The 21,115-nt window shown below is 58.1% G+C and carries 17 protein-coding genes; 2 read left to right on the forward strand and 15 right to left on the reverse strand.

The window, feature by feature from the left end:
* From phnX to ACR0J4_RS17785, 7 genes are all read right to left on the reverse strand, one after another.
* On the reverse strand, positions 1 to 789 hold the full coding sequence (phnX, locus tag ACR0J4_RS17755; RefSeq protein ID WP_170640135.1) for a phosphonoacetaldehyde hydrolase: 789 nt from the start codon (positions 787 to 789) through the stop codon (positions 1 to 3).
* Between the two features lie 14 nt (positions 790 to 803).
* Positions 804 to 1,991 (reverse strand): 2-aminoethylphosphonate--pyruvate transaminase, encoded by a 1,188-nt coding sequence (locus ACR0J4_RS17760; protein ID WP_170380348.1) that lies wholly within the window; start codon positions 1,989 to 1,991, stop codon positions 804 to 806.
* 96 nt (positions 1,992 to 2,087) lie between these two features.
* Positions 2,088 to 4,022, reverse strand: coding sequence for an ABC transporter ATP-binding protein (locus ACR0J4_RS17765; RefSeq protein ID WP_170640133.1), 1,935 nt, complete (start codon positions 4,020 to 4,022; stop codon positions 2,088 to 2,090).
* Positions 4,022 to 5,185 (reverse strand): ABC transporter permease, encoded by a 1,164-nt coding sequence (locus ACR0J4_RS17770; RefSeq protein WP_170640131.1) that lies wholly within the window; start codon positions 5,183 to 5,185, stop codon positions 4,022 to 4,024. Before ACR0J4_RS17770 ends, ACR0J4_RS17765 begins: the two co-directional genes overlap by 1 nt.
* 1 nt (position 5,186) lies before the next feature.
* Positions 5,187 to 6,179, reverse strand: coding sequence for an ABC transporter permease (locus ACR0J4_RS17775; RefSeq protein WP_480668760.1), 993 nt, complete (start codon positions 6,177 to 6,179; stop codon positions 5,187 to 5,189).
* Positions 6,180 to 6,268: 89 nt separating this feature from the next.
* The gene (locus ACR0J4_RS17780; protein ID WP_170640129.1) at positions 6,269 to 8,320 is read right to left on the reverse strand and encodes an ABC transporter substrate-binding protein; all 2,052 of its coding nucleotides are present in this window, start codon (positions 8,318 to 8,320) and stop codon (positions 6,269 to 6,271) included.
* Between the two features lie 93 nt (positions 8,321 to 8,413).
* Positions 8,414 to 9,313, reverse strand: a complete 900-nt coding sequence (locus ACR0J4_RS17785; protein WP_170747406.1) for a LysR substrate-binding domain-containing protein — start codon at positions 9,311 to 9,313, stop codon at positions 8,414 to 8,416.
* A gap of 263 nt (positions 9,314 to 9,576) precedes the next feature.
* Here ACR0J4_RS17785 and ACR0J4_RS17790 point away from each other — a divergent pair, with 263 nt between their 5' ends.
* The gene (locus tag ACR0J4_RS17790; RefSeq protein WP_170747407.1) at positions 9,577 to 10,353 is read left to right on the forward strand and encodes an HAD-IIB family hydrolase; all 777 of its coding nucleotides are present in this window, start codon (positions 9,577 to 9,579) and stop codon (positions 10,351 to 10,353) included.
* Between the two features lie 18 nt (positions 10,354 to 10,371).
* Positions 10,372 to 11,607: a glycosyltransferase family protein gene (locus ACR0J4_RS17795; protein ID WP_170556011.1), complete on the forward strand. Its 1,236-nt coding sequence runs from the start codon at positions 10,372 to 10,374 to the stop codon at positions 11,605 to 11,607.
* Here the strand turns inward: ACR0J4_RS17795 and ACR0J4_RS17800 are convergent.
* The 8 genes from ACR0J4_RS17800 to ACR0J4_RS17835 form a co-directional block, all read right to left on the reverse strand.
* Complete coding sequence (locus ACR0J4_RS17800) at positions 11,585 to 13,327, reverse strand: sugar phosphorylase (protein WP_170640125.1); 1,743 nt, start codon at positions 13,325 to 13,327, stop codon at positions 11,585 to 11,587. The two genes, ACR0J4_RS17795 and ACR0J4_RS17800, sit on opposite strands and share 23 nt — an antisense overlap.
* Positions 13,328 to 13,707: 380 nt before the next feature.
* The gene (locus ACR0J4_RS17805; protein ID WP_170640122.1) at positions 13,708 to 15,549 is read right to left on the reverse strand and encodes a V-type ATP synthase subunit A; all 1,842 of its coding nucleotides are present in this window, start codon (positions 15,547 to 15,549) and stop codon (positions 13,708 to 13,710) included.
* Entirely contained in the window at positions 15,546 to 16,238 is a 693-nt protein-coding gene (locus ACR0J4_RS17810) for a hypothetical protein (protein WP_170556008.1), read from the reverse strand. Before ACR0J4_RS17810 ends, ACR0J4_RS17805 begins: the two co-directional genes overlap by 4 nt.
* A 1-nt stretch (position 16,239) precedes the next feature.
* Positions 16,240 to 16,917: a hypothetical protein gene (locus tag ACR0J4_RS17815; protein ID WP_170640120.1), complete on the reverse strand. Its 678-nt coding sequence runs from the start codon at positions 16,915 to 16,917 to the stop codon at positions 16,240 to 16,242.
* Complete coding sequence (locus ACR0J4_RS17820; protein WP_170324458.1) at positions 16,917 to 17,360, reverse strand: ATP synthase subunit C; 444 nt, start codon at positions 17,358 to 17,360, stop codon at positions 16,917 to 16,919. The genes ACR0J4_RS17815 and ACR0J4_RS17820 overlap by 1 nt, the downstream gene beginning before the upstream one ends.
* On the reverse strand, positions 17,357 to 19,153 hold the full coding sequence (locus tag ACR0J4_RS17825) for a V-type ATP synthase subunit I domain-containing protein (RefSeq protein WP_170640118.1): 1,797 nt from the start codon (positions 19,151 to 19,153) through the stop codon (positions 17,357 to 17,359). The genes ACR0J4_RS17820 and ACR0J4_RS17825 overlap by 4 nt, the downstream gene beginning before the upstream one ends.
* On the reverse strand, positions 19,150 to 19,755 hold the full coding sequence (locus ACR0J4_RS17830; RefSeq protein ID WP_170640116.1) for a V-type ATP synthase subunit D: 606 nt from the start codon (positions 19,753 to 19,755) through the stop codon (positions 19,150 to 19,152). Before ACR0J4_RS17830 ends, ACR0J4_RS17825 begins: the two co-directional genes overlap by 4 nt.
* Positions 19,733 to 21,094: a V-type ATP synthase subunit B gene (locus tag ACR0J4_RS17835; RefSeq protein ID WP_170640114.1), complete on the reverse strand. Its 1,362-nt coding sequence runs from the start codon at positions 21,092 to 21,094 to the stop codon at positions 19,733 to 19,735. The genes ACR0J4_RS17830 and ACR0J4_RS17835 overlap by 23 nt, the downstream gene beginning before the upstream one ends.
* Positions 21,095 to 21,115 lie beyond the last annotated feature (21 nt).

Consider the following 21,115-nt stretch of genomic DNA (forward strand, 5'->3'; position numbering starts at 1 on the left):
TCAGGCCTCTGCTCTGTCCAATTCACGGATCAGCGCCGGCAGATCGGCAACCGTGTCGATCACATAGTCCGCACCGGCGTCCTTCAGGATTTTGGTCGCGTGCTGGCGCAGCGCGTCAACCTTTTCTGCGGACAGAGCAGCCAGTTCCTCCGGTGTTTTACCCACCGCATTGCCGGACAAAGACACGCCAACTGTCAGACAGCCCGCGGCGACGCCCTCTTTGATGCCCGGCTCGGTGTCATCAACCTTGATGATCGCCGCAGGCGGGTAGGCCACCAGATCGACCATGCATTTATACATGCCCAGCGGGCCGGGGCGGCCTTCGGGCAGGTCGTCAGAACAGACCAAGTTGTCCGGCTCATAGCCCTGAGCGGCGGCAACCGGCAGGACGTTCTCCATGATCGAGCGGGTGTAGCCCGTGGTCGATCCGATCTTGAGGCCCATGGACCGCAGATCATCAATCGCAGCTTTGCCACCCGGAACCAGATCCGCGTAGTCGGCAGCGACTTTTTCGTTCATCGGCACAAATATCTCATAGACTTTGTCGACATCCTGATCGGTGGGCGCGTTGCCGTATTTTGCCTCCCACTGCGCGGCGATTTCGGGCATGTCCATCATGGAACGGATATGATCCCATTTAGGCGCGCCCATCGGTGCGCGGGCCTGTTCGATCGTGGCTTCAATATCGAACTTGGCGAAGGCCTTCACAAACACACCCATCGGCGCGAATGATCCGAAATCGACCATTGTCCCCGCCCAATCAAACACGGCGGCTTTGAATTTGCTCATTGTCTTTCCTTTCGTCAGGCAGGTTCAACCTGTTTCTGTTTGAGTGTTTCGTCCGAGGGGCTGGCACTGTCGACCCCCATGTCACGCAGCACTTCGGCTGCGGTGTCAACGACCGCTTGCATCACATGCGCATCGACCTGTCCGATATGGCCAATCCGGAAGCTTTCCGCCGCCGTCAGTTTGCCGGGATACAGGATAAATCCGCGCGCTTTCATGCGGTTATAGAAATCCGGAAATGCAAAACTCGGATGATCGGGGCAGAAGAAGGTGGTGATGATCGGCGACAGCCACTCATCGTCCAGCAACGTGACAAAGCCCAGTTCACGCATCCCTTTGACCAGCGTCTTGCGGTTCTCAAGATACCGCGCGCCCCGCGCGGAGACGCCGCCCTCGGCTTCATGCGCGCGCAGCGCTTCGATGAAGGACGCGACCACATGTGTCGGCGGGGTAAAACGCCACTGGCCTGTTTTCTCCATCGCTGCCCATTGGGCGTGAACATCCAGGCTGAGCGAATGGCTGTTGCCTACCGCCGCCTTGATCGCGTCTGTTTCGGCGATCACGAACCCAAAGCCCGGCACGCCCTCGATGCATTTGTTGGCCGAGCTGACCATGGCCTGGAACGGGATCACATGCGGCTCGAGCGGGACAGCGCCGAAGGCCGACATGGAATCGACGAGAAGCTTGCGTCCCGCCGCTTGCGTCGCGTCCGAGATCTCTTGCAGCGGGTTGAGGATGCCCGAGCTGGTCTCGCAATGGATGGACAGCACATGCGTGATCGTAGGGTCGGCCTGCAGCGCCTCTGCCACCTGATCCCCGCGCGCGGGCAGATAGTCCCCCATATCGATCACTGCACAGTCGCGGCCAAGATAGCCCAGAGTCTGTACCGCTCGTTTGCCATAGGCGCCGTTGCACAACACCAGCACCTTGCCGTCCTTGGGCACAAAGCTGCCCAGCATCGCTTCGACCACGTAAGAGCCGCTGCCCTGCAGAGGCACACAGTCATAGCGGGCTTTGTCCTGCCCCAAAATATCCAACAGGCGGCTACGCAACTCAGCCGTCATGGCGCGGAAATCGGCGTCCCAGCTGCCCCAGTCGCGCAGCATCGCTTCTTTCACCGGCAGAGACGTGGTCAATGGACCCGGAGTCAACAGATACGGTTCGCCGAAATGCGGCGAGGGCAGTTTTTGGTTCTGATCAATCATGTCATTCAGCTTCTATATGAAGAGTGCTATAACATAGTTTCGAGCTATGGCGTGGCTACAGTTTTCCAGTTACCCCCGCAAGGGCATTTCGACCGGTTAAGCGGGTTCCAGCGTCTTGGTCCTTTCAGCGGTCACGTGCTGATCCAGATGACAGGCCACGAAATGCCCCTCATCCACTTCCACCAGCTGGGTCGGCTCGTCCGAAGGCTGATCCGGGATGCGCAGCGACACCCCGTTCGGACCATTCGAGGCAACGGGATGGATCATGTCGCCCTCAAAGCGGATCGGCTTGAATTCGGCGTCAGGGTCGGGATGCGGTACGGCGGACAGCAACGCCTTGGTGTAAGTGTGCTGCGGGTTGAAAAAGATCTTGTCGGTCGGGCCATATTCCATGAACCGCCCCCGATACATTACAGCTACCCGATGCGAGATCTGCGCAACCACCGCCAGGTCATGCGCGATGAACAGAAAGCTGACACCAAGTTCGGCCTGCACGTCCTTCAAAAGCGTAACGATCTCAGCCTGTATCGACACATCCAGCGCCGAAACGCACTCGTCGCAGACAACAAATTTGGGCTTGGACACCAAAGCGCGCGCGATACAGATCCGCTGCCGCTGGCCGCCGGAGAACGCATGCGGGAAACGACGCAGATGCTCCAGGTCGATCTTGCAACGCGCCGCGATCTCGCGCACCCGTTCGTCGATATGGTCCCGGTCTGTCATCAGACCCGAGGCCACCAGCGGTTCGGCGATGATATCTCGCACCGTCATGCGCGGGTTCAGCGAGGAATACGGGTCCTGAAAGACGAGGCTCATTTCCGGGCGGAAGCTGCGTAGCAAGTTGCCACCAAGATTGTGCAACTGAACCGGGCCTTCATGGAACGCCATGTTGATCTTGCTGCGAACAGCGCGCAGCTCGACCTCGGAGGCGTTGGCAAGATCGATATCGCCCTTTTTCTTGCGGTGAAAGATCACCTCGCCTTCGCTTGGATCAATGGCGCGTAGCATCGCGCGACCAACGGTGGTTTTACCCGATCCGCTTTCACCGACGAGGCCCACGGTTTCGCCCTTGAGGATGTCGAAAGTGATGTCGCTAACCGCGCGGACCGTTTCAACCTCGGTTCGGAACAGCTTCTTCTTTCGCACCTCGAACGCGACGCCCAGATTGTGGACGTCAATCAGCTTGCGGGCCTTCTTCAGTGGCGCGGGCGGGACAACCTTGTCCAACCGCGGAACCGCGTCCAGCAAGCGCTGAGTATAGGCCTGTTGCGGGTTGTTGATGACCTCACGCACGGTGCCGCGCTCGACAATCTCGCCCTTATACATCACTGCGATATCGTCCGCGACTTGGGCCACCACACCCAGATCGTGGGTGATGAAAATCATGCTCATGCCCAGCTCAGCCTGCAGATCACGCATCAATTGCAGAACCTGCGCCTGAATGGTCACGTCCAGAGCGGTTGTCGGCTCGTCCGCGATCAGCAGCTGCGGACCGGCTGAGAGGGCCAGAGCGATCATGGCCCGCTGGCGCATGCCACCCGACATCTCATGCGGGAATTGATCCACGCGGGCGGAGGGGTTGGTGATGCCGACCTTTTCCAGCATCTCAATCGCCAGCTCGCGCGCCTGCCGTTTGTTCAGCCCGCGATGCAGCTGGATCGCCTCCATGATCTGGTTGCCGATGGTGTAGATCGGCGAAAAGCTGGCCATCGGTTCCTGAAAGATCATCCCGATCTCACCTCCGCGGATCACGCCCATCCGCGGGTCATGGGGGCGCACCTTGGCCAGATCGACGGATTTGCCGTCCTTCATGGCGTAGTTGATCTCGGACCCCTGATCGATGCTGGCAATACCGGGCAGCAGCTGCATCACCGCCTTGGTCGACACGGATTTGCCCGAGCCACTTTCGCCTACGATGCCCAGCGTCTTGCCCTTCTCAAGCGAGAACGAGACATCGCGAACCGGCTGGATCAGCCCCTCATCTGTGCGGAAAGACAGGGTCAGGCTTTTGACGTCGAGGATGTTTGCCATCACTTTGCCTTCGCGTAGGGGTCAGCCGCATCGCGCAGCCCGTCGCCGATCACTGTGAAGGCCAGAACGGCCACCACCACGAATACGGCGGGAATGAAAAGCCAAGGTGTTTGCTCGATCGCGCGCACCGATTGCGCCTGTTGCAGCAGAACGCCCCACGAGACCGACGGCGGGCGCAGGCCGAGGCCAACAAAGGACAGCGCGGTTTCCGAAAGGATCATGTAGGGGAACGAGATCACCAGATCGACGATGATGAAGCTGGTGAAGCTTGGCAGCATGTGCTGACCGATGATGCGCTTGGGGCGCGCACCGGCCAGTCGGGCCGCAACCACATAGTCTTCGTTCCGGATCGACAGAAGCTGAGACCGGATGCGCCGTGCCAGTGTCGGCCAGCCAAAGAGGCCAAGGATCAGTGTCATCGCAAAATAGACCTGTGTGGTCGACCACTCCTTAGGCATGGCCGCGGCCAGACCCATGTACAGAGGGATGATGGGCACCACCCGGATCACCTCGGTCACACGTTGGATAACGTTGTCGATGAGGCCGCTGAAATACCCGGCAATCCCGCCGATGATCAGCGCCAGTACAAATGAGATCAGCACCCCGATCACACCAATCGAAAGAGACGTCCGCGTGGCATAGATGGTGCGCGAGAACACATCCCGCCCCAGATCATCCGTACCCCAGAAATGGATCTTGGCCTCCGGGTTCTGCAAGCCGATCAGGTGGCGGTCGGTTGGGATAAAGCCCAGAACCTTGACCGGTTCTCCTTTGACGAATAGCCCCAGATAGTTGCGCACGTCGGGGTCGGGCACCGAGACGGCGCGCAGGGTCACCGGATCACGCTCGGTCTTGGTGCCGTTGATAAAGGGCACGACAGAGCATCCGTTGTCATCGCAAAAGCGCGGGATCTGCGGCGGTCCTTCGATGTAGGAGGTATCGCGCGTGACCGGGCCATAGGGGGCGACGATCTCAGCAAACAAACCGGCCAACGCCATCAGCCCCAGCACGATCGAGGCATACATCGCGGCGCGGTGCTTTTTGAAGCGCCACCAGATCAGGGTCCATTGCGAGGCCGAATAGTATTTCAGCAGCTGCTGACGTTCTTTTTCCGCAGCCCGACGCTGAGCCGGGGTCATTTCGGGATCTGTCATATCGGTCATGTCACGCCCCCAGCTTGATGCGCGGGTCGAGCCACGCCAACAGCAGATCAGAAAGGAAATTCATGAACACGATGGCAAAGGTCAGCATCAGCAGGATCGCACCCGCCACGTTCATGTCGAGGTCGAGATACGCTTTCAGCAGCAGCTCGCCCAGCTCGGTCAGGCCCAGAACCACGGCCACGATTGGCAGCTCGGAAAAGATCCGGTTTACGTCAAACCCGATGGTCGAGACGACCGGGTTGATCGCCAGCCGGGCCGGGTATTTGATCAGCAGCCTCCGCTCGGGCACACCGCGCGCGCGGGCTGCGGTGACGGATAGCTTGTTCAACTCATCCGACATGGTCGCGCGCACGGTCTGGATTTGATAGGCCACCGCCGACCAGGCCAGAACCACCGCGGGCAACCACAGGTGTTTTAGCATGTCCCAAACCTTGGCCATGCTCCACGGGGCATCCTGATACTGGGCCGAGAACAAGCCGCCGATATCCGCCCCGAACCAGCGGTTGGCGAAATACAGCATGACCAGCGCCAGCAGGAAGTTCGGCAGCGCGAGGCCCAGATACGAGAAAATCGTCAGACCATAGTCAATGGCCGAACCGCGCCGGACGGCCGCATAAATTCCAACGGGGATTGAGATCAGATAGGTCAGGATCAGGGTCGCGAACAGGATGCCCGCGGTCAGCCAGACTTTGTCACCGATCACCTTGGTGACCGAGGTTTCAAAGGCAAATGCCTGCCCGAAATCCCAGTGCAGGACGATGCCACCAATCCAGTCGAAATACCGAAGCAAAATCGGCTTGTCCAAACCCAGCTCCTGACGGATGGCTTGCACATCGGCCTCGGTTACGTTGACACCAGTGCCCGAGTATTTTCGGAACGCGTAGCGGTCGGCGTAGTCTCCGGGCGGGATTTCCATGATCAGGAACACCATCATCGACACCAGAAGCATCGTGATGGCCATTCCTACTAATCGTTCGGCGGTGAATCTGAGCATGCGTCTGTCCCGAGATTGCAGCTTGGACTGCAAACTCCGGGGCGTCTGCTGCAAACGCCCCGGAGGAAAATGTCAAACCCGTATGGGGGTTACTGTTCCAGCCACCACTGCGAGGGGCGGTAGGGGTAGGTCCAGTAGAAGTCGTAGGTTTTCGACTTGATGGGTTTGACGTTCTGCAGGTCGTTGCGCCACAGGAAGGGGGCAACGATGTCACCGACGGTGCCGATCTTCAGCATGTTGTCAGTGTGGATCTTGACGATTTCCGCACCGATTTCGTTGCTGGTGTCCGAGCCGAACTCAGCCTGAATGAACCGCTCGCTCAGCTCCCACAGCTTCTGGATATCGGCTGGGGGTTCAACACCTTCAGCACCATCGGTCTGTTTCCATGTGGCCCATTTGGCACCGGTGCCCGGGTTGAAGAAGTCACCAAAGGGCGGCACGAAAACGGTGGTATCCTGCGAGATGGTCGGGCCGGCGTTGCCGTCATACTTCCAGGTCGTCAGGTCCAGATCGTTGTTGTTGCCCGATGCGCGGTATTCGTCCGAGGTAACCTCTTTCAGGTCAACGCGCACGCCCACGGCGGTCCAGTAATCCCGCACCAGCTCCATCATTTTCACCGGCACACCCTGCGAGGAATAGACCAGGCGAATGACCAAAGGCTTGCCGTCCGGACGCTCCAACGTGCCGTCACCGTCACTGTCGCCCAGGCCCATTTCAGCCAGAAGGGCCTTGGCGCCTTCGACGTCATAGGCGATGTCCTTGTTCAGCACGTCATCCGAGATGAACGACACGGTCTTGGGCTCGGCCGGAACACCTTGCATCGGAGTACCCTGACCCAGGTAGACGATCTCGTTGATTTCATCACGGTTCATCGCCAACGACATGGCACGGTTGAAGCGTACATCGTTGAAGATTTCGCGCAGCACCTCGTCGTTATGGGTGCGGTTGAACGAGAAGAACACGTTTTCACCCAGGGTCGGTGCGAACTGGATCGTGTAGCCGCCTTTGCCTTCGTTCTCTTTCAGTAGCGGGAAGTCTTCCAGGAAGATCGCCTGCTGTTTCCAGACAACCTCTCCGTTCATGACCTTAAGGTTCTGAACTTCCTTGTCGCTGACATAGCTCTCAACGATTTCGTTGATATAGGGCAGCTGGTTGCCCGCAGTGTCGACCTGGTGGAAATAGGGGTTCGCCACCAGTTTGCGGCCTTCTGAGGTCTCTTCGACAACGATGTGGCTTTCCAGCGTCGGCACAACCGCACGGCCAATCGCAGCGGCTTTGTCGGCGTCTTTCAGCAGCGGTGAGGGAACGTCTTTCCAATCCGAGCCGCCGTAGTAGAAATCAACCGCTTCGGCGCCGTTGGCGAAACCGTATTCCTGCGCCAGCGCATCGGCGTTTTCGTTGTATTTGGGCATGAACTGGCCCAGGAAATGCTTGGGCTGGAACGGCTGGCCATAGTCGACGGCAAAGCGGTTCAGAATGCCCGGAGTCGGCACCGGGAAGGTCATGCGGACGGTCACGTCGTCGACCGCCTCAACATTGATCGGCTCGCCTGCAAACAGCCAGCGATCCGGGGTTTTTTCCAGAATGTCGGTGTTCAGCAGTAGATCATTGTACCAGAAGGCAACGTCTTCGGCGGTGAAAGGTTCGCCGTCAGACCATTTGTGGCCTTCACGCAGCGTGATCGTCAGAACGGTTTTGTCTTCGTTCCAGTCCCACGCCTTGGCAACGTTGGGCACAACCGTCTGCAAGTCATCCGCATAGCGCACAAAGTTCACGTGGCGCACGGATAGAAGGTCCGACGTGCCCGACTCGGTCGCCTTCGAGATGCCGGTGATCGCACCGCCATATTGGCCAATGCTCTCATAGGGCATCACCACCAGAGGCTCGGCTGGCAGGCGGTCTGCGACAGCGGCCAGGTCGGCGTTGCCAAGGATTTTACCGTTCAGTTCGGCAATCGCGGGGTTTTCCGAGAATTCCAGGGTGCAGGATGCGGTCGATTGCAGCTCGGCCAGTTCCAGCTGCTGCGGGAACGCCGGCTCCAGCCCCATTGGATCAGCGACGGTGGCGACCGGGCAATTTGCCAGCGCGGGAACCGCAATCATCGTCGCGGCAGTGGACATCAGGATATGACGGATCGTCATGACAACCTCCAGGTTTGTTCGACGACCCGGTTAAGGGGCTATTGTAACAGTTTAATAATGAGTGAGTATTTATAGCTTTAAACTATGTCACTCCTATTCGTCAACACTCGCCAAAGTTTCTTGAGTAATTTCATAGAATTGCCGGACGGTGGCCGACGCAGCCATCGCAGGCATCGAAACCAAAAACTGATGAGCGCTTAGTTTTTGATCGTTAATCGGGATGAATTTCAGATCCTTGTCGGAAGCCACCAATTCCGATTCGAAGCCTACCCCCTCGCCCACGCCAGCCCTGACCAGAGAGGTAATCGACCCCCAGGAGCCGAGGCCCAGAATGGTATCCGGCACGATACCAGCTTCTGAGGCTGCGCGTTCGAAGATCTGACGCGTACCGGCATTCGGCTCACGCTGTATCAGTCTCAGTTTCGCGACTTCGGACCAGATGAGGGTCTCAACGCCCCGCAACGCGCCCTCGCTTTGGGCGACAATGCCGATCCGGAACGAGGCGACCTTTTGGCAATGCATCATCTCCAGCGGTTCGCGCGCGGTGACAAAGGCGACATCCAGATCACCGGTACGCAGCAAGGGCAGAAGGTCGAGACTGGCCATAGCACGCGCATTCAGGGTGACACCCGGATGGGTCTGGATAAATCGGGCAATAGGTGGCATGGCGATCTGATAGGTCGAATAGCCCACCCAAAAACTGCCCGACTTCAGGTCTTTCCGAGCGCCAATCGCCAGATCGACCTCGGACTTCAACGCCAGCAGAGCCTTGATCTGTGGACGCAGTGTTTCGAACATTTCGGTGGTTTCAATACCTTTGTTGCCCCGCCGCAAAAAGCGACACTCGGTTTGCCGCTCCAAGGCGACGATCAGGTTGGAAACCGTTGGTTGAGAGACGCCCAACTCTTCTGCCGCAGCCGTGAAACTGCCGGTGCGGGCAACCGCCTCAAGCGCTTTCAGCTGGCGGATGCTCGGTTCTACATTGCTGGGCATGGTTGGCTTCCTTCGCTCGCGCTGTCGTGCAGGTGATCCGGAACGGGCACAAAGTTCGATGCCCGGATACACTTTCCTAGCTTTATCCGTTTTCCTTTCCCGCGCGTCCAGTGCACATGGGAGCGGGCTAAGTTAGGTAGTGCCGGCCTAGTTTGCCTATTTTTTCAGCTATCATGCTTGTCTGCTGATTTTTTAAACACTAAATCCGCATCTTCTTCTGATTTGAGATGTAGCCGCGCAATCTCGGATGTTAGTCAGAAGCCATGCTCCAACGCCTGCCACTTCTGGTTTTCTCCGATCTCGACGGTACTCTGCTGAACCATCAAGACTATAGCTGGGACGCCGCACAACCCGCGCTAAAGCGGCTTCGGGACATTGGCGCGGGGCTCGTGCTAGCCAGCAGTAAAACCGCTGCCGAGATTATTGGCTTGCGCCAAGCCATAGGCTTTTCGAACATGCCGTCGATAGTTGAAAATGGTGCTGGCATTCTGGCACCGGGCCACCCAGAAACCGGCGGGCCATCTGAATATCTGAACATTCTGAATATCCTGCAACACCTCCCACCCGGCTTTCGCGGCTTCGCAGATATGAGCGTGCAGGAGGTGAGCGACAGGACCGGCCTTGACCTCGTCGAGGCAGAGAGAGCCCAGGATCGGCATTTCAGCGAACCGGGAGTGTGGGAGGGCGCGACAGAAGATCTTGACAGGTTTCTTTCCGAAGCCGCGCGGTACGGCCTGCATGCCCGCCAAGGCGGTCGATTTCTCACTTTGTCGTTCGGAAAGACCAAAGCGGATGCCATGTCCGACGTAATCCGCCAGCTGAAACCGGAAAGAACCATCGCGCTTGGCGATGCACCGAACGATCTGGAAATGATCCTTGCCGCCGACACCGGTGTCGTTGTCGCAAACCGGCATGGTGCATCCATTCCGGTCCAGGCACCCGAAGCCGAGCGGCGGATATTCAGAACCACATGCGAAGGCCCCGAAGGCTGGGCCGAGGCCATTCTGACCCTCACCACACCCAATCAAAAAGACAGTTAACCAAGACAGGCAGCCCAAATGGCAGACTTCCATCAGAACGGAAACATCACCACGCTTCACAACCTGCGAAGCCGTCCGGCCGAGCATCTGGTGCACGAAATCTCGGTCTTTGCCGAAACGCGCAAGGTGACGCTGATCCTGCCCTGTCTCTACTCAGAACTGGAAGGTCCGGCCCTTACGGGGATTATCGACGAATTGTCCAAGGTCAGCTACCTGCATCGCATTATCATCGGGCTAGATCAGGCCGACGCAGAACAATACCAACGCGCCAGAGCGTTTTTCGACCGTTTGCCCCAAAAGCATGTTGTGATCTGGAACAGCAGCCCCCGGATGTTGCAGCTGGAAGAACGGCTGCGCGACCTTGGCCTTGCACCACAGGAACCCGGCAAGGGCAAAAACGTCTGGTCCTGTATCGGCTATCTGCTGGCCTGCGCCGACAGCTCGGTCATGGCGATCCACGACTGCGATATCGTGACCTACAAACGGGATATGCTGGATCGGCTGGTCTACCCCGTGGTCAACCCAACCTTCCCGTTCCAAATGGCCAAAGGCTTTTATCCGCGCATCGGCGATGGCAACCTGAACGGCCGTGTCACGCGGCTGCTGGTCAGCCCTTTGCTGATCGCGCTGAAGAAGGTGATCGGAGATCGAGACTACATCGATTACCTGCGCAGTTTCCGGTATCCGCTGTCAGGCGAGTTTGCCATTCGAACCCCGACCCTGCCCGATCTACGTATCCCGTCAGACTGGGGGCTGGAAATCGGCGTTCTTTCCGAAGCCTGGAGGAACCTCGCGCCCAAATCCGTCTGCCAGGTCGAGATTGCCGACAATTACGATCACAAGCATCAGAAGCTGTCGCCCGAGGATGCCAACACCGGGCTAAGCCGAATGTCGACCGACATCTGTAAGGCCATTTTCCGTAAACTGGCCGCAGATGGTACCGTATTCACCACAAACACATTCCGGACCCTCAAGGCGACCTATTATCGCTCGGCTCTGGATTTGCTCGAGGGTTACTATACCGACGCAAAGATGAACAGCTTGGCACTTGACCGCCACACCGAGGAAAAGTCGATCGAGCTCTTTGCCGAAAACATCATCCGCGCCGGGCGGGTCTTTTTGGAGAACCCCCATGAAACGCCGTTCATCCCGACATGGAACCGGGTCCATGCCGCAGATGCCGAGTTCCTGCACCACCTGAGCGAAGCGGTCGCGCTGGATCTGGATGAGTTCACACCGCAGGGGCGTTCGTGATCCAGCGACACTGGTAAGGCGCCAGTGAGAATTCGGACATATTGGCACCAAAGACCTCGCCGGTCAGGGCGTCCATCCACGTTTCTTCGGCAATCAGGTTCACCTCTGTCGGGTTGATCTGAACGTGATCCGAAGACACGTTGTGAAGGGCGAAAATGGATTGGCTTCGATCCAGGCTCTGCCGCCAGATGCCGAAAACCCTTTCGTCGAGCCGCAGGGTGAACTGCGTCGCATTCGGGTGGAACGCCGACTGCTGCGCGCGAATGCGCAACCGGCGAGACATTTCCGACAACACTCGGGATTGATCCGATCCAGGGTCGGCTAGTTTTGACAACAAATCCGGATAGTGCCAGCGATGCCTGTTGATCGCCCTGTTCATCCCGCGACGTTCAACCGCCTCATGGTCATTGGGGGTAGCCAGGAGGGAATGGATGTAGAACGCGGGAATGCCCTCAAGGGACATCACGATGGTCTGCGAACAGATGAAGCGGGCCAGGTGAAAATGGTCTTCGCCCTCAAAGGTCGCGCGCATGGCCTCGAAGAAAGCGCAGTTCAATTCATAAGGTTCTTCGCGACCATCCGGTAAGGCGCGCATGGACACCAGTCCGCCCAGCCTTCGCACGGTGTCGATCATCCGCGTTTTTTCTTCGGGTGGCAGCAGCCCTTCTGCGGGCCGCATCCCGATACCATCATGGCTTGCGGTGAAATTCAGATAGGCACACCCCAATTGCGCCGGTGGCATGGCCGCCTGCCAATCGCGCAAGTACCGGGCCGTGCCAGACTGCATGGCGTGCAGGATCAACGGAGGGAGAGGAAAATTATAAACCGCATGGGCCTCGTTACGATTGCCAAAATAGCTTAAATTTTCGGTGCGCGGAACATTGGTTTCGGTCAGCAGGACGACCGTCTCTGTCGTGAAGTCGCAAAGAAGCCGAAGCAGTTGCACGATGGCATGCGTCTGTGGAAGGTGGATCGAGGTCGTGCCCACCTCTTTCCAGATAAAGGCCACGGCGTCCAGCCGCAGGATGCGCACGCCCTTGTCGATATGCAGTCGAATGATCCGAAGCATTTCGATCAGCACCTCTGGATTTCGGAAATCCAGATCAATCTGATCATGGCTAAAAGTACACCAGACGTGACGGTCGCCACGGCTCGTTTCAACCTGACGCAAAAGCGGGGTGGTTCTGGGCCGTACCACCGGCTGTAGATCATCTTCGGGCGTGGCCTCGAAGAAGAACCTGTCATGCGGCGGCTTTCCCTGCAGGTAGTTGTTGAACCATAGCCCCTGACTGGACACGTGGTTGAGCACAAGATCCGACATCAGGTGGAAATCATCCGCGATGCGTGTGATGTCCGGCCAATCCCCCAATTGCGCGCTGACGCTGTAGTAATCCGAAACCGCAAATCCATCGTCGGATGTGAAAGGAAAGAAAGGCAGGATATGCACGCCGTTCACGACGCCTTGCAGATGACGCACAAGAAAATCGTGCAACAGATCCAGCGGTTTATGAACCTGATCTTCGATTGAATTGCCGTAAGTGATCAGAACACTGTCCCGCTCCGACCACAGACCATTGCCGGGCTTTCGCCCCTGCTTTCTTTGGTGGTGGCCGGACGGCCAGAACGCTTGAACAATCTGCTCGGATAATTCTGCGTGGTCATGGTCCGGGTAGATCCGGATCAGAAGATCCGTTAGTCGCCGGGAGAAATTCTGGCTCATGGTCGTTGTGCTTGGCTCGGCTTCGTCAAATGCTAATTGTTCGCCAGAGCAGTAGATCTGTCAAACAAGTCAAAATCCAATTGCGCACCTTGCCGAGGTTTATCGATCCATCTGCCTGTAAATTGGTCGATGTCAATGAAAACAAAACGCACATACGATGCGGTCCTCGCGCATAGCATCCTTCGAATATTGAGTGCTTTTGACGGAATCATGGATGGGTTTTCAACGCGATGACATCAAAAGTCATGCTCCGGTTAACCAAGACACTTTGGGCTGTCAAAAGTTTGCAACAGCTCTGGGAACGCTGACTCGCGCGACCAGAAACCTCACATGCATTATCCTCACAAGTCTGCGTTCTGTCCTCAATAGCCAGCCACTTGTCAGATGCCGAATTTTTCATGACAGAGATCGGTGATCTGTTGCCAGATTGATTTGAATTCCGGCGTGTTCTCGGCTGCGTAGTGGAAGTTTTTCATCAATCCAGTAAGTTGCGTGAACACCTGCCGCGCTTCGGCTTTGTCCGCGAAATCGGCCCTCGACTGGGTCACGTCGTAGACCAGTTTGAAGGTCATCTTTTGCCGCTCCAAGGGAACAGTTGCGTCCACCTGATCAAAGGCATCCTGCTGAAGGTACACCATGTCCACAAACAGCGCTTTTTGTTGGGTTACAAAATCCTCGATGGTGACTCCCTCTTCGCCGGTGACCTGCATCATTTGATCGACTTGCTCACCTTTTTCGATCAGGGCCAGCAGATCTCGGACCTTACCTGTCCAACCGGGCTCCGCGTTCTTGTCGTACCAGTCGGAAAGCTGATCCGTGTAGCGCGACCAGCTGAGCATCGGATCAACAGCCGGATAGAACCGCTTATAGGCCCGTTCTGAGGACAGCCCGAGGAAGCATTTCACAGTAGACAGAGTGGACTGCGTGACCGGTTCATCAAAGTTGCCTCCAGCAGGTGACACAGTCCCGATCAGGGTCAAGCTGCCCAGATCCTCATCATTGGTTTTCAACGCGCCCGCGCGTTCGTACAAACCCTTGATCGAGCTTTCCAAATAGGCCGGAAACCCCTCCTCGCCCGGAATTTCTTCAAGCTTTCCAGACGTTTCACGCATAGCTTGGGCCCAGCGGCTGGTACTGTCGGCGATCAGCAGAACGTCGTAGCCCATTTGTCGGTAGTACTCACCCAGCGTGATGCCGGTGAATATCGAGGCCTCGCGCGCGGCAACTGGCATTGAGGAGGTGTTACAGATGATGATCGTACGATCCATCAGGCTGCCGCCAGTTGTCGGGTCGGTCATCTTGGGGAATTCGTGGATCGTCTCGACCACCTCACCGGCGCGTTCGCCACAGGCCACGACGATGACGATATCTACCTTGGCGTTCCGCGCGATTAGGTTTTGCAACACCGTCTTGCCCGCTCCAAACGGGCCGGGAATGCAGGCCGTTCCGCCGCGGGCGATTGGGAAGAACGTATCAATCAGGCGCTGCGAGGTCAGAACTGGCTCGGTCGGATAGAGGCGTTCGGACAGGGCGCGTTTGAGGATGCTCTCCGGCAAGGGACGCCGTACTGGCCATTTCTGCGACAGGGTGAGTGTGTGTTCACCGCCCTGCTCATCCTCCAGCCGGACAACAATGTCGTGGATCGTGGCTGCACCCTTCTGGACCCAAACGACCTTGTAGTCGCCTGTCCAATTGAAGGGCAGCATGATCTTGTGGCTGAAGTGGCCTTCGGGCACCGTTCCGATGCTGTCGCCCGTTGTGACCGTATCCCCGACCTTGACCGACGGCGTGAATGACCATTTTGCCTGATCGTCGAGCGGGGCAACGTCAGCCCCGCGCGGCAGGAATGTTCCAAACTCGCTGGCCACCTTGGGCAGCGGCGATTGCAGGCCATCAAACACCTGCCCCAGCAAGCCCGGCCCAAGTTCGACCGACAGCAACTGGCCCGATTGTTCTACCGGATCGCCGACCGCGACACCGTCGGTGCTCTCATAGACTTGAACATCCGCTGTATCACCGCGTACGCGCAACACTTCGGCCTTCAACCGCTCTTGCCTGCCGCCTGGGCCGGGGCGCGTGGGCAGGATGAAAACCACCTCGTTCTTGACCAGCTGTCCGGGTTGGCCCGAGGCGTCGGCGTTGGCTTGGATCTGCACCAGCCCCTCCTGCACCGAAACGACGCGGGCGGTGGCGGTCTGCGTGGCGGGGGTTGGGGCGGTCATGCGTATGCTCCCTCAAAATCGATATCGGCGACATCGGCCATGGCCTGTTGCGCCAGATGCTCAAACCTCTTGGCCGCGTCCTGCGCGTTGCTTTGCGCCCAGCGGTCGAAAATGTTCCATTTCAGCACATAAATCGCCACCGCTTCGAAATCGAAATAATGACGAGATGCGTGTCGTTTCAGTTGCTTGTGACTGACGGACAAGAGCAAGCGCTCCAGTCCCAAAGGGTCTTCGGCATCCAACAGCTGTTTCGCGTCCTTGATCCACGGCATCGCCCCTTCAAGACGGAAATGCGGATCGCCCCAATTTTCGGGGATGTGCCGGCTCCAACGGCCCATTCCGAATACCCCTGATGGGGCGCCACCGCCTTGCTTACGCAGCCGAAGCGCGGCAACGACGGCGCGCAGATCCATGCGTTCCACAAGGATCTTCCGCAGAGTAGGTTGCGGCGTATCCTCCAGTGCTTCTTTGCATCGCTTAATGGCCTGAGCATCCGTCACGTCCATGTCATAGCCGCTCCAGTTCAGAGCATGCTCCAACGCCTTCAAAACGCGCGCGTCTTGGGATGTCAGCGCCGTCAAACGCCGCTCAAGGCGCAGACGCGACAAGGGCGGCTGCTTGGCGACGAACAGCCGTTCCGAGCCCGGCAGGCTGCTGATCAAAGCGATATAGGCGTCGGGGTCCGACATGTTACCGGATCACCCCTTCCAGCACGGCGCGGAAACGGGGCTGTAGATGCTGCATCAGCAGCGAGGCCACGGCCTTGTCGGTCAAATCCAGAACCACGCCCTGATCTTCCGCCCGCACTCGGATACCGTCCTGCGCATCGTCCGCAGCATGCAATTCCACCTGTTCGCGCAGCATCTCAGCAGTCAGGCCAAGTACGTATTTCGTCAACTTACCGGACTGGATGTCATCGGCGTTTTGCTTGATATCCTCCTGCGTGGCGACCTTTGCGGGCAGAATGACCTGAACCTTGCCCTCGAGATTGGCGCCCTCACCCGCGCGCCCAACAACCTCCAGGATCATCTGTTTCAGCAGGTCCGGGTCTGCCATTTCCTTGGTGACGAGGCGCGCCACGTCCTCTCGAAACCGATCCGTCAGGCCCGCCTTCATGGTCAGAACCGCGTCCCGCATGGCGGTGTTCAGCGCCTCTTCGCCTGCCGCGCGATAGCTGTCGGAGTCGCTGCGGGCCTTTTTCTGGTACGCATCCGCTTCACGCTTGGCGTCCGCCAAAATCTTTGCCGCGTCGGCCTTGGCATCCGCCCTCAGTTTCTCGGCATCCGCCTGCCCGGCGGCCACCCCATCATTGCGCAGTTTGTCGATCAGCGCGTCAACGCCGTGCGAGATCATGCCATCCTGTGCCATCAACTGATCCCCGCGCTGATCACAAGAGCGAAGACGAATGCGAAAACGCCAAAGCCTTCGATAATAGCGGCCGGAGCCAAGGAGAGGCCGAATATTTCGGGCTTCTCTTTCGTCGCATTGATCGCGGCGGCACAGGCGCGACCCTGCCAGATACCGCAATACATCAATGCGATGCCCGACAGGATGCCGATCCCGAACAACCCACCTGCGTTTTCCGGCGTTACATCGCGGTTGAGCGTGAACATGATGACGATCCCGTAGATCACCATCGTTGACGGAAAGGCCGAGACGCCGACGAAGCGGCCATAGCCGCCCTCGGTCTCGGTCATCGCACCAATACTGGCCATGCCCGCAATCGAACAGCCAATCGCACTGGCCGCCGCGCCCAGCGCCATGGGGGCGTAGATGCCCAGCCAACCCAATGTCAGAACAAGCTCATTCATTCCTGAACCTCCTTGCAGGCGAACGGACGAAAGACGATGCCTTCGTCCGGCAGACCCCATTTAAAGAATTCGATGTAATTGAGACGTAACCCGTGGACGACGCCGCTCATCATGGCGAGGGCGAAGTTCAGTATGTGGCCAATGATCAGGATTAGCAGGCCGAACAAAATGCCCGGCCCTTTCAGCGCGTGGATCACCGAGACGGCCAGATCGTTGAAAGTGATCGCAAGCGAGGCCGAGGCCAACCCAAGCGCAAATAGGCGCATATAACTGAGGACATCTCCGAATGCGCCCATGGCCCCGGCAAGACCCTGCACACCGTCAATAAGTCGCCAGAGCCAGTCGATTGGTTTTTTGATCTGCCTCTCGCTGGTAAACAACAGGATCGCGAGAAGACCCGCGCCCAATATCACCGCGCCCGGCATTGCTGATTGGCCTTTCATGTAGCTGAGCCACAGGACGAACCCGCCGATCAGCGCCGCGATCCAACCCAGATTGGCAACCGCCTTGCGCTGCCCCCATGCCGCACGCGCGGCCAGAGCGTTGGCCAGCACAAGATGCAAGACACCGACAACAATCGAGATCATCATCATCGCGCCGAAGTTATTCAGGTCCAGCAATTTGGCCTTTGCCAGAAAGGACCCATCAGGCGGCGCGACCCCAAAATAGCTCCCGACCAAAACGCCATAGAGGATGGTCGCCACCGAGACGATCACACCGTAGCGCCTCCAGGATTGTTGGCTGACTGTCCCGCCCAAACGCTTCCAGAACAACAACAGGCCCAGCAGAATGACGGCCCCATATCCTGCATCTGCCACGATCATCGCAAAGAAGAACGCGAAAGAGGCAGCGACGATCACGCTCGGGTCCCAGTCCTTGTAGCCCGGCACTTGGTAAAACAGCGCCAAGTCCACAGCAGCGCTGCGCTGTTCCGGCTGCTCCAGCAATGTGGGCGGGGTGTCATCGGCGCCCGGGTCTTCGATCAAAACGGCGGCATCTTTCGCCCCCGCCATCTCCAGAACCGCATCAATCCGATCTTCTGGCACCCAGCCCTGCAGGGCAAACATCGCCTCTTCGTCGCGGACCTTCTGGGTGGCGTGGGCTAGCTCTGCCGCACTTTCCGCTACGGACAGGTTGCGCCGCATCAGCGTCAGGTAGCGGGTCTGCGCAACCCGTTCCGCCTCAAGCGCTTCGATCGCGATCTCTGCCTCTTCCAGCTGTGCCTCCAACTCGTGAATCGGCAAAGAGCCGGTATGCGTGCGCGGGACCGGCAGGATATCGTCTGCCGGTTCGTCCGGCGCAATCAGGACGGCATAGATGTAGCGGTGATCCTGTTCGAGTATGGCCCAAGGAAGCGCCAGATTCTCCAACGTATCCCGGTGCTTTAGGGGCAGTTGGTAGAACCACAACCGGTTGCCCGCTAGCACATCGTCGGGCGGGAAATCCAAATCCCCCCAAGGCTGTACCTGAGCAATCCGATGGGCCAGAAAATCCCTTCGGTCTGACATGTCTCGCGTACGCTGCATCAGGTCCAGCACGTCTTTGACGAACTGATCCATCTGGAACTCAGGATCGCGTTGTATTTGCCTGCGAGGCTCGGGGACATCAGTTAGAAAACGCAGTGCCTTGTATGCTTCATGCGCGCCCCGTTCGTTGACCTTTTCCGGCTCAGCTGGCGGAGGGGCCAAGGGCAGCACATGCATACAACCAAGCGCCTGCAGCGCCTCAAGCGTTTCGATCTTCTGCGCCGCCCGTCCAACCAAAGACAGCTTTTTGAGCCGTGCAACACTCATGACACGGCCTCCTGCGCATGTTTGCGCTTGGAGATCTTCGAGCGCACGACGGCCTGCATCTGCTCATCACTCAGATAGATGCGGATCTTCTTGATATTGGCCCTGGCGCGCGGGATCAGAACCTTTTCGAACAGATTGACCCGCTGCGTGATCGTGGCGACGGCCTTGTCGAATATTTTAACCCGCTCTTCTGCCACTTTGACCCGCAGGCGCGCCTCGATCATGTCGTGTAGCAATTGCGCGGCGGAGTCGACCCAATGGGGCTTGGCCAGCCGTGAGTACGGCCGCACCGAAACCTCAATCCGGTCAAGGGCGGGCATCTTGACGCCCACGACATTCACCTCTTTGACCTTGTAGTCTGTCAGTTGGACCAAACCATCAAGATCAATGCCTTTCTGCGCCAGCATGGGGAGCTTTGCGCCGACCTGTTGCGCCAGATCGCTCACTTCGTCTTCCAGACGCTTTACGTCCTCGCGTGCTTTGGCGCGTTCGGCCATCAACTGCTGGCGCTTCAGGTCCAGCGACGGCAGGAACCGCTCATAGCTTTTCAGCTGTGTCTGCTCGCGGGCGAGCGACGACTTATTCAGCTGCAACCGCGCCATCACCATCCTTTGGGAAATACTTGTCGATCAGAGCTTGCTTCATCAGCAATTGTTCGGGTTCAAAACATTCGGCCAGCGTTTTCCAGCCCAGATCCAACGCGTCCTCCAACGGGATTGAGACATTGATATCCATGAACCGTTTTCGGAACAGCGCGCCGAATTTCAGCAGTTGATGATCGTAGTCCGACAGATCAAAGGCCATCGCCTGTTTCTGCGCGGCGTCCCGGCTTTCCGAATAGAAGCGGATCATCGTGTTCATGATCTGCCCGTGATCCTCTCGTGTGGTTTTGCCTATGACGTTCTGCTTCAGGCGCGAGAGGCTGCCGAATGGGTCAATCACACCCGAATGCAGGTAGAACTGCCCCTCCGTGATGTAGCCCGTGTTATCCGGCACAGGGTGGGTCACATCGTTGCCGGGCATCGTGGTTACGGTCAGGACGGTTACCGAGCCCCCTTTGGCATAATCACAGGCTTTCTCATACCGTCGCGCCAGTTGCGAATAGAGATCGCCCATATAGCCACGCTGTGAAGGGACGCGCTCCTGACTGATGCCCACCTCTTTCATCGCGTCGGCATAGGCAGTCATGTCGGTAAGCAAAACGAGAACGCGCTTACCCTCTTCCACCGCGAATTTCTCGGCCACGGCTAGCACCATGTCTGGCACCAGAAGGCGTTCCACCAGAGGGTCCATGGCCTGATTGACGAACATCACGGTGCGCGAGAACACCCCTGCATCCTCGAACGAGGTGCGGAACGTGTGATAGTCATCGAAGATCAGCCCCAAGCCACCGAAGACCACGATATCCGCGTCTGCTTGAATGCCGATGCGGCTGAGGAAGGCATTGAACGGCTCGCCCGAGACCGAAAAGATCGGGATCTTCTGGCTTTCGACCAGCGTATTGAACACGTCGATCATTGGCACGTCAGTGCGGATCATCTTGTTGGGCACGGCCCGCTCGGCCGGGTTCACGGTTGGCCCGCCAATGTCGATCCGAGGCTCGGCAGACAGGTCAGGGCCGCCGTCAATCGGCTCTCCCGCTCCGTCAAAAACGCGGCCCAGAATATTGGCGGAATACGGCGTCTGCATCGGATGACCCAGGAAGGTCGCCGTCGCCTCGGTCGAGATGCCCTTGGTGCCCGAGAACACTTGCAGCGTCACCACATCCCGGTCGATAAAGATCGCCTGGGCCAGCGTTTTATGCCCATCGACCGTTTCGATCACCGCAAGATCATTGAACCGAACAGACGGCGCGCCACCATCGTCAACCGGCACACGAACCTTGATCGTGTCTCCGACAATTTCCAATACACGTGTATACTTCAAAAGACTCTGAGACATCGCCTACCCTAAGTCGCATGT

The organism is Ruegeria sp. B10, from assembly GCF_056539825.1.